The organism is Sphingorhabdus wooponensis (assembly GCF_003933235.1).
Lineage (GTDB): Bacteria > Pseudomonadota > Alphaproteobacteria > Sphingomonadales > Sphingomonadaceae > Sphingorhabdus_B > Sphingorhabdus_B wooponensis.
Genome location: NZ_RWJI01000002.1, coordinates 76,858 through 92,503, shown reverse-complemented (window position 1 = coordinate 92,503; position 15,646 = coordinate 76,858). Strand labels below are relative to the sequence as shown.

General features: G+C 53.6%; 17 protein-coding genes. 10 read left to right on the top strand and 7 right to left on the bottom strand.

Annotation, left to right across the window (positions count from 1 at the left end; all coding sequences use genetic code 11):
• Positions 1-41: 41 nt before the first annotated feature.
• A complete protein-coding gene (locus tag D7D48_RS08645; RefSeq protein WP_425452566.1) occupies positions 42-1,916 on the bottom strand; it encodes a ribonucleoside-diphosphate reductase subunit alpha in 1,875 nt (624 codons plus the stop codon).
• 717 nt (positions 1,917-2,633) lie between these two features.
• Here D7D48_RS08645 and D7D48_RS08640 point away from each other — a divergent pair.
• Positions 2,634-4,148, top strand: a complete 1,515-nt coding sequence (locus D7D48_RS08640) for a fumarate hydratase (protein WP_125231029.1) — start codon at positions 2,634-2,636, stop codon at positions 4,146-4,148.
• Between the two features lie 20 nt (positions 4,149-4,168).
• Here D7D48_RS08640 and D7D48_RS08635 read toward each other — a convergent pair whose 3' ends face one another.
• On the bottom strand, positions 4,169-4,783 hold the full coding sequence (locus D7D48_RS08635) for an FKBP-type peptidyl-prolyl cis-trans isomerase (RefSeq protein WP_125231028.1): 615 nt from the start codon (positions 4,781-4,783) through the stop codon (positions 4,169-4,171).
• A 111-nt stretch (positions 4,784-4,894) separates the two neighbouring features.
• Positions 4,895-5,101, bottom strand: a complete 207-nt coding sequence (gene rpsU / locus D7D48_RS08630) for a 30S ribosomal protein S21 (protein ID WP_125231027.1) — start codon at positions 5,099-5,101, stop codon at positions 4,895-4,897.
• Positions 5,102-5,379: 278 nt separating this feature from the next.
• Here rpsU and D7D48_RS08625 point away from each other — a divergent pair, with 278 nt between their 5' ends.
• Together D7D48_RS08625 and D7D48_RS08620 are read left to right on the top strand one after the other, a co-directional pair.
• On the top strand, positions 5,380-6,144 hold the full coding sequence (locus D7D48_RS08625) for a class II aldolase/adducin family protein (protein ID WP_125231026.1): 765 nt from the start codon (positions 5,380-5,382) through the stop codon (positions 6,142-6,144).
• A gap of 149 nt (positions 6,145-6,293) precedes the next feature.
• Entirely contained in the window at positions 6,294-6,833 is a 540-nt protein-coding gene (locus D7D48_RS08620) for a (2Fe-2S)-binding protein (RefSeq protein ID WP_125231025.1), read from the top strand.
• 4 nt (positions 6,834-6,837) lie between these two features.
• On the opposite strand, the gene D7D48_RS08615 is transcribed toward D7D48_RS08620, so the two are convergent.
• Positions 6,838-7,422 carry an HNH endonuclease gene (locus tag D7D48_RS08615; protein ID WP_125231024.1) on the bottom strand — a complete coding sequence of 195 codons (585 nt, stop codon included), beginning with the start codon at positions 7,420-7,422 and terminating at the stop codon, positions 6,838-6,840.
• A 180-nt stretch (positions 7,423-7,602) separates the two neighbouring features.
• Here D7D48_RS08615 and gluQRS point away from each other — a divergent pair, with 180 nt between their 5' ends.
• From gluQRS to D7D48_RS08600, 3 genes are read left to right on the top strand one after another with little or no spacing between them, the layout of a single operon-like run.
• On the top strand, positions 7,603-8,466 hold the full coding sequence (gluQRS, locus tag D7D48_RS08610; protein ID WP_125231023.1) for a tRNA glutamyl-Q(34) synthetase GluQRS: 864 nt from the start codon (positions 7,603-7,605) through the stop codon (positions 8,464-8,466).
• Positions 8,467-8,509: 43 nt separating this feature from the next.
• The gene (locus D7D48_RS08605) at positions 8,510-8,737 is read left to right on the top strand and encodes an HIG1 domain-containing protein (protein ID WP_125231022.1); all 228 of its coding nucleotides are present in this window, start codon (positions 8,510-8,512) and stop codon (positions 8,735-8,737) included.
• 11 nt (positions 8,738-8,748) lie between these two features.
• A complete protein-coding gene (locus D7D48_RS08600; protein ID WP_125231021.1) occupies positions 8,749-9,330 on the top strand; it encodes a cob(I)yrinic acid a,c-diamide adenosyltransferase in 582 nt (193 codons plus the stop codon).
• A gap of 40 nt (positions 9,331-9,370) precedes the next feature.
• On the opposite strand, the gene D7D48_RS08595 is transcribed toward D7D48_RS08600, so the two are convergent.
• On the bottom strand, positions 9,371-10,225 hold the full coding sequence (locus D7D48_RS08595; protein ID WP_245964411.1) for a hypothetical protein: 855 nt from the start codon (positions 10,223-10,225) through the stop codon (positions 9,371-9,373).
• Positions 10,226-10,480: 255 nt separating this feature from the next.
• Between D7D48_RS08595 and D7D48_RS08590 the strand changes: the two genes are divergently transcribed.
• From D7D48_RS08590 to D7D48_RS08575, 4 genes are all read left to right on the top strand, one after another.
• Positions 10,481-11,128 carry an energy transducer TonB gene (locus D7D48_RS08590; protein ID WP_125231020.1) on the top strand — a complete coding sequence of 216 codons (648 nt, stop codon included), beginning with the start codon at positions 10,481-10,483 and terminating at the stop codon, positions 11,126-11,128.
• A gap of 79 nt (positions 11,129-11,207) precedes the next feature.
• On the top strand, positions 11,208-11,966 hold the full coding sequence (locus D7D48_RS08585) for a MotA/TolQ/ExbB proton channel family protein (protein ID WP_125231019.1): 759 nt from the start codon (positions 11,208-11,210) through the stop codon (positions 11,964-11,966).
• 92 nt (positions 11,967-12,058) lie between these two features.
• Positions 12,059-12,601 (top strand): ExbD/TolR family protein, encoded by a 543-nt coding sequence (locus D7D48_RS08580; protein ID WP_125231018.1) that lies wholly within the window; start codon positions 12,059-12,061, stop codon positions 12,599-12,601.
• Positions 12,602-12,622: 21 nt separating this feature from the next.
• Entirely contained in the window at positions 12,623-13,078 is a 456-nt protein-coding gene (locus D7D48_RS08575; protein WP_125231017.1) for an ExbD/TolR family protein, read from the top strand.
• A 298-nt stretch (positions 13,079-13,376) separates the two neighbouring features.
• On the opposite strand, the gene D7D48_RS08570 is transcribed toward D7D48_RS08575, so the two are convergent.
• Together D7D48_RS08570 and D7D48_RS08565 are read right to left on the bottom strand one after the other, a co-directional pair.
• On the bottom strand, positions 13,377-14,687 hold the full coding sequence (locus D7D48_RS08570; RefSeq protein ID WP_125231016.1) for a M20/M25/M40 family metallo-hydrolase: 1,311 nt from the start codon (positions 14,685-14,687) through the stop codon (positions 13,377-13,379).
• A 75-nt stretch (positions 14,688-14,762) separates the two neighbouring features.
• Positions 14,763-15,623 carry a Brp/Blh family beta-carotene 15,15'-dioxygenase gene (locus D7D48_RS08565; protein ID WP_185739828.1) on the bottom strand — a complete coding sequence of 287 codons (861 nt, stop codon included), beginning with the start codon at positions 15,621-15,623 and terminating at the stop codon, positions 14,763-14,765.
• Positions 15,624-15,646 lie beyond the last annotated feature (23 nt).

The window sequence follows — 15,646 nt, the reverse complement described above, 5'->3', positions numbered from 1 at the left end:
TGGACCTTAATTTTAATATTCTATCGCGATGCTTGCGTGCCTTATTGGCAGGCTAAGCATTCTTCATAATCGGTTTGGGCGGCAAGCTCGATAACCGGCGCTTCTGCGGTGTTATCCGCCTCAACCCCGCCGGCAAAACCGGCACGCTGGATGGACTTCGAACGCAGATAATAAAGCGACTTCACGCCCAATTCCCATGCGCGGAAGTGGAGCATGAGAAGGTCCCATTTTTCCACATCAGCAGGGATATAGAGGTTCAGCGACGTTGCTTGGTCGATATACGGCGTGCGGTCCGCGGCCAGTTCGATCAACCAACGCTGGTCGATTTCGAAGCTGGTCTTGAACGTGTCCTTCTCCTCTGGCGTGAGGAAGTCTAGATGCTGAACCGAACCGCCCTTTTCAAGGATGCTGTTCCAGACATTGGTCGAATCCTTCGCCTTTTCCTGAAGCAGCTTTTCCAAATAAGGGTTCTTGACGATGAAGCTGCCCGACAAGGTTTTGTGCGTGTAGATATTGGCCGGAATGGGCTCAATACAGGCGCTGGTGCCGCCACAGATGATCGAAATCGACGCCGTTGGCGCAATCGCCATCTTGCAGGAGAAACGCTCCATCACGCCCATTTCTTCAGCATCAGGGCAAGCGCCACGTTCGTTGGCGAGCATCATCGATGCTTCATCTACTTGCGCGCGAACATGTTTGAAGAACTTCATGTTCCAAGATTTGGCAAGCGCGCTTTCAAAGCCGACGCCGCGGGATTGTAGGAAGCTGTGATAGCCCATGACGCCAAGGCCGATGGAACGTTCACGGCTCGCCGAATATTTCGCCCGCGACATTTCGGGTGGCGCGCGATCAATGAAGTCCTGCAGCACATTGTCGAGCATGCGCATCACGTCTTCGATGAAGACCTTGTCGCCGTTCCATTCGTCCCATTTTTCCAGGTTCAAGGACGACAGACAGCATACGGCCGTGCGGTCATTACCCAAATGGTCACGGCCCGTTGGCAAGGTGATTTCCGAACAGAGGTTCGATGTGGAAACCTTCAGACCCAGATCACGGTGATGCTTTGGCATCGCATTGTTCACGGTGTCGCTGAAGATGATATAAGGCTCGCCTGTTGCAAGGCGGGTTTCCACCAGTTTCTGGAACAAGGACCGCGCATCGACCGTGCTACGCACTTCGCCTGTTTTGGGGCTGCGCAGGTTGAATTCTTCGCCGGCGCGCACGGCTTCCATAAATTCGTCGGACAGCAACACACCATGGTGCAGGTTCAACGCCTTACGGTTGAAGTCGCCCGATGGTTTGCGGATTTCGAGGAACTCTTCAATTTCAGGGTGGCTAACGTCCAGATAGCAGGCCGCAGAGCCACGACGCAGTGACCCTTGCGAAATCGCAAGTGTCAGGCTGTCCATAACGCGGACAAACGGAATAATGCCGCTGGTCTTACCGTTGAGGCCAACAGGTTCGCCAATGCCACGAACATTGCCCCAATATGTACCAATGCCGCCGCCGCGTGACGCGAGCCAGACATTTTCGTTCCAAGTGTTGACGATGCCTTCAAGGCTGTCATCAACGCTGTTCAAATAGCAACTGATGGGCAAGCCACGACCCGTGCCACCGTTCGACAATACAGGCGTTGCTGGCATGAACCACAGGCGGGAAATATAATCATACAGACGCTGCGCATGCGCTTCATCATCGGCATAAGCCGACGCAACGCGGGCAAACAGATCCTGATAGCTTTCATCCGGTAGCAGATAACGGTCTTGCAACGTGTCCTTGCCGAATTCGGTCAACAGGGCATCGCGTGCAGGATCGGTCACGACATTGAAACGACGCACGTCGACAGACTTACTCGACGCAGGTGCTTTGGCGTCAGCAATCTCTGCCTTTGCCGCTTCAGCTACCTTTTCAAGCATATCTGTCATCATTCCTGCGGTCATGTCGTCGGCCCCTTGGCCCGTATCCCTGAAATCCATTTTAACCTGTAGCTCCATTCATTGCGGCGACCCGAAACTGTCTGTCGGTTTTCCGACATCCAGCGACCAGCTGTATCTTGGCGGGAACGAATGTTCCCATATTGTTCGACTCAGGGCGCGAAACTCCCTGGTAGCATTTTTTGGCCTTGTCAGGGGGAGTACTTCAACTTGTCCCCAACTTATCGACGGGAAAAAAGCCTCCGCCGACATATTCGTCTACTGAAGCTTCAAGCACAAATTGTGGTAATGCCCCCTGTGGCCAACCGCTACCTATAGTGCCTTATTCATTTTTAGACGCAAGGGGGTAAATACATAATCTTGATCTCAATTCGTCGCTCATGTGATTCCATTCGTCGCACCTTGATAGGTACCAACAGCGAGCGACGCGCGGACCTGCTAAGTGAAATTCAGCGCGCAAGATGTAAAATGGCGCAATGCATATTTTTTTATGCCAAAATGAACATATCGATAGGCGGCACTTATTTTGCGTCTTGCTCGCGCTTGCTAGGCCAGTGGCTGGCGTAAATATGGTCCTGTCGACGCCATTCGAGACAGCCGTTACGCGCTCCATATCTTCTCGGCGCCACAACACATGATGCTTGAATAGGCGCTCCAGCGCGTTAAGGGGCATGGCATACTTATAGCGTAGGGGCCGATATGACTGTAATCATCCGCAATGCCGACTTGATCGAAAGCGTGGCCGACGCGTTGCAATATATCAGCTATTTTCACCCGATGGATTATATCCGGGCCTTGGGCGACGCTTATGCGGCGGAACAATCGCCTGCCGCCAAGGATGCTATCGCGCAGATCCTAACCAATAGCCGTATGTGCGCAGAGGGGCATCGCCCGATTTGCCAGGATACAGGCATAGTCAACGTCTTCGTCAAATGGGGCATGGATTGCCGTTTGGAAGACACGTCCGTATCCTTGCAGGACGTCATCGATGAAGGCGTCCGCCGCGCCTATTTGCATCCGGACAACAAGCTGCGCGCGTCTGTACTCGCCGACCCAGCCTTCACGCGGCGCAATACCAAGGACAATACGCCCTGTGTGCTACATGTCGATCTTGTCCCCGGCTCCAAAGTGTCCGTCGACGTTGCCGCTAAGGGTGGCGGCAGCGAGAATAAGTCGAAATTCAAGATGATGAACCCGTCGGACAATATCGTCGATTGGGTCGTAGAGATGCTGCCCCAAATGGGCGCAGGTTGGTGCCCGCCCGGCATGTTGGGCATCGGCATTGGCGGCACAGCCGAACATTGCGTGTTGCTGGCCAAACAAGCGTTGATGGAGCCCATCGACATGGGACCATTGAAAGCGCGCGGGCCGCAGAACGATATCGAAGCCATGCGCATCGAAATTTTTGACAAGGTAAATGCCCTTGGCATCGGTGCGCAGGGGCTCGGCGGCCTCTCCACTATCTTGGATGTGAAAATCATGGACGCGCCATGCCATGCGGCAGGTAAGCCTGTGGCCATGATTCCTAATTGCGCGGCCACACGCCACGCCCATTTCACATTGGATGGTGCTGGCCCGGCGTTTCTTGAGCCACCAAAATTGGACGAATGGCCCAAGGTCGATTGGAAGCCCGATGCTGCGGCCATTCGCGTCGATCTCGATACGCTGACGCCGGACATTGTGGCTGGTTGGAAGCAAGGGGATCGTCTTTTGCTCAATGGCAAGATGCTGACTGGCCGCGACGCCGCTCATAAGCGCATTGCCGATATGTTGGCGAAGGGGGAAGAACTGCCAGTCAGTTTCAAGGGGCGCATGATCTATTATGTTGGCCCCGTCGATCCGGTTGGCGAAGAGATTGTCGGACCCGCAGGTCCGACCACCGCCACGCGTATGGACAAGTTCATGGACATGATGCTGGAGCAAGGTCTGCTCGCGTGCGTTGGCAAGTCCGAGCGCGGGCCGGCGGCCACACAAGCTATCGCCAAGCATAAGAGCGCCTATCTTATGGCCGTTGGTGGCGCTGCCTATCTCGTCGCTCGCGCCATCAAGGGCAGCACGGTCGTCGGCTTTGCAGATTTGGGTATGGAAGCCATTTACGAGTTTGAAGTGCAGGACTTTCCCGTAACCGTTGCGGTCGATAGCGACGGTAACAATGTCCACCAATTAGCGCCCGCTTATTGGCAAAAGCGCATTAAGGATGAAGGTTTGTTGTAGGGGGTTTAAGCCCCCTGCAATTACTGACCGCGCATTTGGGCGTCAATTTGCGCCTGAATTTCAGGTGGTAGACCCTCTGCCGCGTCGCCAGCACTGCCCTGCTGTTGCTGCTGCATTTCCTGCATCTGCTTTTGCATCGCCTCGATTTCGGCGCGTGACTTGAATTCGAGCAGCTCGACATCGAAGGTAAGTTCGCTGCCGCCGGGAATTACAACTTCGCCTGTTTGCGGGTTACGCTGATCTTCTGGGCCATAGCCAAGCGCGGCCGGAATCCAGAGGCGATATTTGCCACCACGCTGCATAATCTTCAGGCCTTCGGAAAAGCCAGGAACTACGCCAGTGACAGGAAAGCCAGCTTGCGGGTTTTGGTCAAAAATGGTGCCATCCTTCAACATGCCCTTATAGCTTACAAGGACCACGTCATTGTCTGTAGGATTAGGACCTTCGCCGGCCTCTATAATCTTGTAGCGCAGGCCCGATGGAGTGGTCACAACATCGCCAAATTCCTGCCGCACGTCGCTAGTGCCCCAATAAGCGAGGCCGCCACCTGCAGCGAGGACCAATGCAATCGCCGCCCAATATTTTGTGAGCGAACCTTTTTTAAGTGGCTGAATGGGAACGGCAGTGACGGACATACAAAATTCCTATGGTCTGTGTTGCGCGCTGACTAGCAGAAAGCGGCGCGGATTCTAGACACAAAAAAAGCGCCGGTTAGAGGCGCTTTCCTTGTTGCAGTGTGTGGACGCTTATTTCGCGCCGTCACGTTCCTGCTGCTTACGCTCCATCTTGCGCGCGCGACGGACAGCTGCGGCCTTTTCACGTGCGCGCTTTTCCGATGGCTTTTCAAAATGACGACGAAGCTTCATTTCGCGATACACACCCTCACGCTGCAGCTTCTTCTTCAGCGCGCGTAGAGCCTGATCAACATTATTATCGCGAACCATGATTTGCATAAAAAACTCAACTCCGCATCGAATCGGCAAAATGGCTTAAAACGGCCACTTTGAAAGGCTAAAAACGAAAATCGCCGCATTCACAGGCGGCGTGTTGATGTGGCCCCTACCTATGTCGCCTCCAAATATCAAGCGGAAATGGCGCTTTTTGTGGGCTTGGTTGCTGTTGGACGCCGTAGCTTAGGGGAAATGTTAGGCCTTCGTCGTATCGCCTAATGCTTGCCCTCACGCTTTGTTCGCTTCATAATGCAATGCAACTGAAGAGCAGGAGAGCGGATATGGCCACCCAATTGAAATCGGACAGCAAGTATAGCGAAGCGGAATGGACCGCACGGCAAGAGCTTGCGGCCTGTTACCGGATTTTTGCGATGTTTGGTTGGGATGAGCTTGTGTTCAACCACATTACGGTCAAGGTGCCTGATGAGGACGGCGCGTTTTTGATTAACCCTTATGGCATGCATTTTGGTGAAATTACTGCATCCAGCCTGATCAAAATCGATATTGATGGTAACAAGATCGACGTCGACAACCCGTGGCATGTGAACAAAGCTGGCTTTGTCCAGCATAGCCTGTTCCATCGCACATTGCCCGACGCACATGCGATTATTCACACGCATACTACGGCCACTGTGGCGGTGTGCAGCCTTGAGGGCGGCTTGCAACCTGTGAACTTCTATGCGTGCAACTTCATGGGGCAGTTGGCCTATCATGACTTTGAAGGCGTCACCGTGCGCGAGGAAGAGGGGGTTCGGTTGGTCGAACATCTCGGCGACAAGCGGATTTTGATGCTGCGCAACCATGGCCCCGTCGTCATGGGCAAAACACTTCCTGATGCCTTTATCAGATATTGGGCGCTCCAGCGCGCGTGCGAGCATCAGATGGCAACGCTGCAAATGGGTAAGCCAATCACGGTGTCACCAGAGGTGATCGCTGTGCACCAACGCGATTTGTACATGGCATCGCCCCCCGGCGGATCGGGCCGGGTAGAATTTGACGCGATGGTGCGCAAGGTAGACCAAGTTGACAAGAGTTGGCGGGATTAACCCTTTTTCTCGTCGCAAAATGGTTCTGGAAGATAAGGTGCTGAAACAGGTTCGGCATGACGCAAAAAATGCTCTGCGACCAGCAGGCATCCGTCACGCTGACCTTGTTCCAGGGACTTACACCTGATTAGTCCAATGTTGAAGGTACTATGACCAAATTCACCGTCAACGACCGCCCAATTCAGTATAAAATGGATCCGCAAACGCCCTTATTGTGGGCGCTGCGTGATGCATCGAACCTGACGGGCACCAAATATGGCTGCGGCATTGGCGATTGCGGTGCCTGCATGGTTGAAATTGACGGTGAAGCTATCCGATCCTGCCTTGTAACTATAGCAGAGGCGGAAGGACGCTTTGTCACAACGATTGAGGGCCTGAGCCGTGACCGGAGCCATCCGTTGCAACAAGCGTTTGTGGCCGGCAATGTTCCACAATGTGGCTTTTGCATTTCCGGCGTCATTATAGCGGCGTCTGTATTGCTGAAGAAAAATAGCAATCCCACCGATGCTGAAATTGACGCCGCGATCACCAACCTTTGCCGTTGCGGCATTTATCCACGGCTGCGTGGCGCGATCAAGCGCGCGGGCCGTGTCATGCGTGGCGAAGAACGCATTGCCGCCGCGCCGCCGCCCGGCATTACACCGGAGGATGCAGCGAGGGCCGTGCCCGCTTTGAAGGTGCCGAAATAAGGGCTTAGCCCTCCAGCTCGATGTCCCAATATAACCAGTCGTGCCATGTTTCATGCAGATGGTTCGGTGGAAATGCGCGGCCCCGGTCTTGCAATTGCCAGCTTGTCGGCCGGATCGCAGCCATGTTGAGCTGCATTTGTGCCTGCTTTGGTGTGCGGCCACCCTTTTTAAGGTTGCAGTGCAGGCAAGCCGTGGTGACATTTTCCCAACTTGTAACGCCGCCCAAGCGACGGGGGACAATATGGTCAAAGGTTAAATTGTCGCCGGCCCCGCAATATTGGCATTCAAACTTGTCGCGCAGGAACAGGTTGAAACGGGTGAAGGCGGGATATTCCGACGGCTTCACATATTGGCGCAGCGCAATGACCGACGGAATTTTCATATCCAAATTTGGACTATGCACATGCCGATCATAGTTGGAGACAATGTCGACTTTATCGAGGAAAACAGCCTTAATGGCTGTTTGCCAAGGCCAAAGGCTCAGCGGGTAATAGCTTAATGGCGTGTAATCCGCGTTCAGCACGAGCGCAGGGCAATTTTCCGGGTGCCTTGCTCGGCCCGCCGCTTCGAAAGTTCCGGTATGCAACATAAGTCGAACCTACTCCCCTTTTGTCATACACGCTTTAAGCCTATGAGCGTTACAGCAATCTGACAGTCGCCAACCTATTTGCACATATTGTGGCGTCAATAGTCTAAAGCTACCGAATGTGGTATAATTGGGGATAATTTTTTGACGGCATTGGACTTCATTTATTCCTGCCTGGACCCGATGGTGAATCCGAAGGGTCCGGTTGTCACCAGATTTGCCCCGAGTCCCAACGGGCAGTTACATTTGGGGCACGCCTTTTCAGCGCTATGTGCCCATGAATTTGCGCGCGCTTTTGGTGGTCAGTTTCACCTTCGCATTGAGGATATTGACGGGACGCGCAGTCGACCCGAGCATATCCAAGCGATCCTTGCTGATATGCAGTGGCTTGGTCTTGCACATGACGGTAAAGTGCAGTTCCAATCGCAGCATACCGCCCGCTATGTGGCCGCGCGTGACCGGCTGGTTTCCGCTGGCTTTTTATATCGCTGCGGTTGCACCAGAGGCGACATATCCGAAGCTTTAAAACATAAGCCTGTGCCCCATGGCCCCGACGGTCCGCATTATCCGGGCACCTGCCGGGAGCTGCCTTTTGCAGGAGATGGCCCATATAGTTGGCGCCTCGACACTAAGAAGGCCGCCGACTTGGTTGGCCCACTTATGTGGACTGATTTGGCGGCGGGGCAGCAATTTGCAGACCCTATGGCCTTTGGCGATGTTGTCTTATGGCGCAAAGATGCGCCGGCATCTTATCATCTCGCAGCGACCGTTGACGATGCCACAGATGGTATAACCCATGTCGTGCGCGGCAAGGACCTATTTGCCTATACCGCCATTCATCGGCTGCTGCAGAATTTGCTCGACTTGCCGGAGCCAGTCTACTGGCATCACCCGCTCTTGTTGGACAGCACGGACGAAAAATTGGCTAAGAGCAAATCGTCACCAGCTTTGTCTGCCCGCCGTTTGGCGGGTGAAAGTTCAGCGGAACTTATGGATAATTTGCGTCACCGAATGCTTCCGCTTGGAATTTCCTTATCTGATGCTTAAATAAGGCGAACGGGGTATTGGCCCTGAACAAGGACTTCTCCCGATGACTATATTGTTGGTTCTCCTCATTATTGGCGCCGCTGGTGCGGTGGCCTTCGCGTTAATCCGCGGATTGCATGCTTTTGCCAATTTACGGCCGGCCGATGTGGACGAAGCGGGCTTGCCCAAATCGCTCACTGTGCAGAACAAGATGATGTTTGCGCGCGTGAAGTGGCAGGCAATCACGATTGTCTTGCTTGCTGTTTTGGTGGTCATTGCCGGGTCGCAATAAGCAAAGCGATCATGGTTAAGCTTAATAAAATTTACACGCGGACCGGCGATGATGGCACAACTGGCCTCGTCGATGGATCACGCGTGTCGAAAACGGCGGCACGGTTGCAGGCGATTGGCGAAGTCGATGAAGCCAATTGCGCTCTGGGTGTTGCGATCCAGTCGCTTGCCGCAGACGAAGGCGACACGCCGTTGGTCAATGACCTGCGTCGAATTCAAAACGATCTTTTCGATTTAGGTGCAGATATCGCAACGCCGGGGGAAAGTTTTGAACCTTCTCCTATGGAGCTGCGGATCATTGCGCCTCAGGTTGAATGGCTTGAGGCGGCGATTGATGCCGCCAATGCCCAACTTCCGCCGCTGACCAGCTTCATTCTGCCCGGCGGCAGCTTGCCAGCCGTTCAGATGCATATGGCACGCGTAATTTCGCGTCGCGCCGAGCGTGCGCTTGTGGCGGCATCGCTTGAAGTGGCGATCAATCCGCAGGCGCTGCATTACCTCAACCGTCTTTCGGACTATCTCTTCACTTTGTGTCGCTTAATTAACGCAACACGGGGCGGCGATATATTGTGGGTGCCAGGCGCATCGCGTTAACTGCAGACGTTAAGGTTCGGGCCTTTGTAGTCCAAAGGCTTTACCGTTTTCGTCCGCAGGGCCCGAGGGAGTCGATTACAAATTTATAATCGGCCTTCGCGCGGGCGATATCTGCATTCAACACGCCTTCAACGCGATCAGAAGGCAGCGCACGTGGAAGGCCGCATGCGAGGCGGTACCATAATAAGGTAAAACGCTGCGGCGCGGTTGCTGATGCGTCAATGACCTCGGCTGTTGAAACGGCCCATTGCTTTTGCTGACCTGGGCGGCTCAAGATTGTAAGCGACAGCGGCTGATCATTGTTTGTTTTCAAGAAAATCTGGGTTTCACCTTCCCCCAAAACGGTCCCGGCGCTGTGAAAGGCGCTGCTCACGCCAGCAATATGTGGCGCCGCATTCACTTGGACAGCTTCTTTTACGATGGCGCGGACGATTGCATCGTTAGCGGTGCTAAATGATGCGAGCGCATTTGGCCGCGTCAGTTGGACCTCGCCGGGGCGACCGGTCACCTGTCGGCCAAACAGATAGATGCGTTGTTTTTGAAGCTTGGGAATTTTTCCTTTACCATTTTTGGGTACATCTAGCAGGAAACGGATGCGTGGCGTGACGCCTCCTTCGCCACGAATCAAGGCCATGACATCGGCCTCAACTAGCACGCGTTCGACCGAGGCCGGGACACCTGCCGCTTGTTCAGCCGATAATTTTCGGACATTTCTGATGGTCACATCGACAATAAGAGGCGATATTACCACCAAATCGGCAATATCTGCATAGCTTGCATTATCGGCTGCGACGACAAAGGATGGTGGCAGGTCAAGTGGCGCTTGCGACAATGATGATGTACTGAGTCCCAGTAAAATCAAGCATAAAGCTGTTTTTCCATGAACGAATCGCATGCATTATCCTTTTCATTGCGCGCTGGTGGACGTGATTTGACCCTCTATCATATAGTTGGTTATTGCCTACCCATCCATGAATTGCGCCTTAATCGCAGAATCCGGATTGCTTGGCCCGAAAGGGTTGGCTAATGCGTCGGTGAATCGAGCAAAAAAAAAGACAGAATTCGATATCGCAGGGGTACATCAGGGATGTATTAAAACATGTCTGTATGATGTACTGTTTTGTTTTGAAGGTAGGAGAGTTTTTTCCGCATGGCATATGCTGATCAAGATGGGATGAGCACAAACCGTTTGGTTTCTGTCATCATTGTTATCCTACTTCACGCTTTCCTCGGTTATGCCTTGGTTACGGGTCTTGCGTATGACGCGGTCACGACCATCAAGGAAAAGATGACCGTAGTAGACGTGAAGGAAGAAGAGCCACCCGAAGAAGAAGAGCCGCCGCCCGAGCCCGAAAAGCAGATCGAGCCGCCGGTTGTCTCACCTCCGCCTTTGGTTCAGACGGTTACGCCGCCGCCAACGATTCGTACCGTTGCTACGCCGCCGCCCTCTGCACCGATTGTGCCTACGGCAGCTCCACCGGCGCCACCACCGCCACCAGCGGGGCCAACTGCTGAAGCGAGGCCACGCGGCAACCCAGGCAATTGGGCTAATACGAATGACTATCCGTCGCGTGCGTTGCAGCAAGAGCGTGAAGGGACCACCGGTTTTCGTGTTACGATTGGTGTTGATGGCCGCGTCATTGAATGCGTTGTTACGCAGTCAAGCGGTCATGACGATTTGGACGCTGCGACCTGCAACAACGTAAAGCGGCGCGCACGTTTTGAACCTGCCGTTCGTAACGGTGAAAAGGTACAAGGTTCTTACTCCAACCGCGTAAGGTGGCAGATACCGAAATAATTTAACGGCCCGGCAAAGGGGTAGCCTTCGCGCCGGGTCTTTTTTGCTAGATAGTTCTATTTTTTGAGAGGTAGTTAAAATGTCGATTTTGTTTCTGACTGCGGCTGGAGCCGCAAATCCAGATGTGGCCGCACAATTCGGTCTTATCCCTGCACTGAACGAAGGTGGTCCAATTTCATGGTCGATCTTCATCGTCATGGTTATCATGTCGATCTTCTCGTTTTACATCATGTTCACCAAGCTTTTCGAGCAGCAGAAGGTTATGAACCAGTATAAAGAAGTTCGTGCGCAGTTTTGGCGCGCCGCAACACTTGAAGAAGGTGCTGCAAAGCTCGACAAGAACAGTGCCTATCGTCAAGTTGTAGACGACGGTATCGCTGCACAAAAGCAGCATAGCCTTTTGACTGACCCAATCGAAGCACATGATTGGCTGCACGGCGCGATGGCTCGTTCGGAAGACTCGATCAACAACAAGCTTGCGGGCGGTTTGCCGTTCCTTGCAACCGTTGGTGCAACTGCTCCATTCGTCGGTCTGCTTGGTACTGTTATCGGTATCTACTCGGCACTGATCAAGATCGGTATCGCGGGACAAGCCGACATCGGTAAGATTGCTGGTCCAGTTGGTGAGGCACTTATCATGACTGCTATTGGTCTGTTCGTTGCTGTTCCTGCGGTTCTTGCCTACAACTGGCTTCAGGCCCGTAACAAGACCATCGCGCGTAGCCTGGCAACTTTCTCGAACGATGTGCTCGGCTATATCTCTTCGGGTGGCCGCGTTAAGCCTGCCGTTCCTGCGGCAGCACCAAGCAAGCCAGCGCCAGCAGCGGTTAAGAAGTAAGATTGGGTGAGGGCTGCGTTTGCGCGCAGCCCATCCGCCAGCTTGTGCTGGTGCTCGATTTTTGACCCAATTTAGTTAGAGAGGATTGGCCAATGGCAATCAGTTCAGGAGGCGGCGGCAATGATACGCCAATGTCTGACATCAACACGACGCCGCTCGTCGACGTCATGCTGGTGCTCTTCATCGTGTTCCTTATTGCAATTCCGGTTGCGATTCAGACAGTGAAAATGGACATTCCGGTCATCAAGTTTGAACCCACTAAAGCAAAGCGTGAAAATGTTTTGTTGTCAGTGACAACAACTGATGTGGCCGGACGCGACCCAGGTGACCCCGCGTATCAAGGGGCAAATCCTGGTGGCGAGTGTCGCATTTACTGGAATGTTACCCCGGTCGATTCGACAGAATTGGTCGATCGTGCTGCAAAGCATCTGAAGGCCGAATTTGAAAAGCTTGGTGGCGAAGAAGCCGCAGCTGCTGGACAAATCTTGCCTGAGATGTTGCCTGAGGCGCACATCCGCGGTGATATTAACACGCCCTATCGTTGCATAGGTGGTGCAATTTACACCATGCAAATGGCTGGTTTCGCGCGCGTTGGCTTCATTTCGTCGCCATTCGAAAACGCGAATGTCCAGTAAGCAAATTAAGGAGCAATCATCATGGCAATGAGTGGCGGTAACGATGATGGCCAGCCGATGATGGAAATGAACACGACGCCGTTGATCGACGTCATGCTCGTTCTCCTCATCATGCTGATGATCACCATCCCCCCGGTTTCGCACGCCGTTAATATTGACCTTCCGGTCAATGACCCTAACGCACCACCACCGGTCGACCCAATTGATCCTGTGATTAACAAGATCATAATTCTACCGAACAGCAGCATTCAATGGAATGGCACGCCTGTGACATTGCAGCAAATGGAGCAATATTTGGTTCGAACGACGTCAATGAATCCAGAGCCGGAGCTGCAGTTCCAGCCGGCCCCGACGGCGCCCTACGACACTGTTGATAAGGCGTTGGTCTCGGTGAAGCGCAGCGGCATTACAAAGTTCGGATTTGTTGGAAACGAACAATATCGCGTATTTGGCAAGGCCGCGCGCGAGGGACGGTAGTCTAAGGACTTCGAACTAATCGACATGGAAAAGGCGGCGTAGCAATGCGCCGCCTTTTTTGTTGAGGGGCTGTGACTTGGTTCCAGAAAGCGAAACTAGGGCATTATTTCACAATTACGGCAGACAAAGCTGAAGCCGTCGCTTCATATAGCATGAAGCCGTCGCTTCATATAGCATGAAGCCTATCTCACTTTATGCTAGATAGGCAGGCGTGAGGGTGCCCAACCTGCGCTGATAGAATGTTGCGTGGAAGCACATACGATGTTGAAAGTGCCGACGTAATCAAGCTGCACCAAAATTAATTTCCGCGGGAAAGTCGCGACATCAATATGGCTGCCCGCTTTGCTTGGCGCTTGATGCTGGCCAGATCGACTGTCTCCCCGGGTGCATGATCGCCCTTGCTGTAGACCCCAAGTCCGACAAGACCATCCACATCATTGGCAACGAAGCTGATATCGCCAGCACCGCGTTTCAGCGGGTCCAGAACAGGCTGTCCGGCAAGGCCAAGGTCTCGGTTGACAGCGTTAAGACCAGCAAGCAGCGCCTTGTTGCCGTCGGTCGGTGCCATGGCAGGGTAGCTGCCAGGATCAAAAATGATCTTCGCTTTTGTCTTGGGGGCCGAGGCCTCCACGATGCTGCGCATTTTTACGCGAACACGAGCGCTCTGTTCTTCGGACAATGTCCGGAAATCGCCATACGCCATGGCCAAGCCGGGGATGATATTCGTCTTACCCTTGGCGTTCACGCGGACGCCATCTGCATCAACGTTCACTTCCTGACCAGCTGCTACCAAGCCGACGTTGAACGTCAAATTCGGTTCAGGTAGCTCCATGCGGAACCGGTTCAGGATACGCGCCAGTTCAAAAGCCGCGCCATCGCCATAAGTGGCGTCAAATATCAGGGAGCTGTGTCCCGTGACACCCGACACTTCCAATTTCCAGCTATTCGATGACCGTCGCGATATGACGCCCATGTCCTTGCCATTCTCAATCGAAAGCCCCTCAAAATCGAGCGCTACATCCGCGGTTTTGCCAGCTGCGATCAACGGCGCACGTGTCACGTCAATCGGCTCGCCGGCATCCTCCTCATCGCCCGTCATATGGATTTCTATATTTGCGTTCTTCAGCGTTCCCGCCGCCTGCATAGCGCGCAGGGCGGACACGATGACAACCATGCCGCCCTTATCATCGCCAGCACCTGGACCGACGGCTTCATTGCCATTGCGCACAAAGGTCTGGAACGGGCTATCGGCTTCAAACACTGTATCGAGATGCGCAATGAGCAATAGTTTCTTTGTGCCCTTCTTGCCCATCTTAGTCGCGACGAGGTGGCCCGAGCGCCCCGCTTTAGCCATATCAATCCATTCAACCTTGAAGCCCAACGGCTCCAGTTCGACGCGCATCATGTCGCCAACTGTTTTTACACCCGGAAAGTTCATGGTCCCCGAATTCTGGTTCACCAGCTTTTCAAGAAGGGCAATAGAGCGCTCATATTCCGCGTCGACGGTCGCGACCATTTTGGCTTCGGGAGCAGACAATTTGGCATGTGCCACAGGTGAAAGCGCGACAAAGGCAATGCTGCTGCACAGCATGAAGGCACGGAATTTCATAATCTACTCCTAGTTAAGTTAGGGTTGATGTGCCGTGCTTTGTCGGTTGAGGCAAGGGCGTTGAACAGCCCCAATTTAAGCGGGCGTTTTGTCCGACAAAATATGTTCAAGAATGAAATGCGGGACAGTAAGTGTGGATATCAAAATGAATGCCGTCCGGATGATACCCATGTCAGCGGGAACGGGGCCTTGAAACACGAACATCAGGGCACCCAAACCTAATGACAAAGCGAATACTGCGATAATGATAGCGGCCTTCTTCAATGGCGAAAGGTCACCTGTTTCGCGCAACGCGTCAGCCATGTGGCGCGGCGAATGTAGGCCACAGAAGAATATTGCAAATGCAATAAGCGGCGGTAGGAACATGGCGGCGATGATGCAGGAAAGGACCTCCAACGCGCTTTGCTTGTCATTATGTCGGAATGCCCAATAAGCAAAGACGAGGCTACCCAAGGCTGCTGGTACAGACGCCGCACCAAGTAATGCCGCAATCACTGCGCCATTTTCGCTGCCGGTTAGTGCAGCGAATATCATGGCAACATCGTCAGGGCTGGCAAGCGCTGGCAATGCCACCAAAGCCCATCCGACCATCATGGCCAAAAACGGGTCAACGCCGCCACGCCAATCACGGCTAAAATGCACGATGGAGATGACGAGAAATGAAATCAGCGCTAGTTCAGGCACCTGCAACCATAAAAGCACCATGGCACCTGCACAGCCGAGATAGCCGCCAATGATCTTGGCCTTGCCGGCAGATCTCTTTTGTCCGAAATGGGCCGCGGCAATTTCAACGTCCAATGTTCCGTGCGGTATACCCGCAAGCACAATGGCGACAGCAGCCAGCATATTGGAATGCGTGCCGCCCATGACGCCCCAAAAGCGATCAACGAAAATCAGCAGAAGAGTAGCCACCGGTAACGCAAACAGGCGCAACATTTTTGGAAATGTTGCGCCTGCAG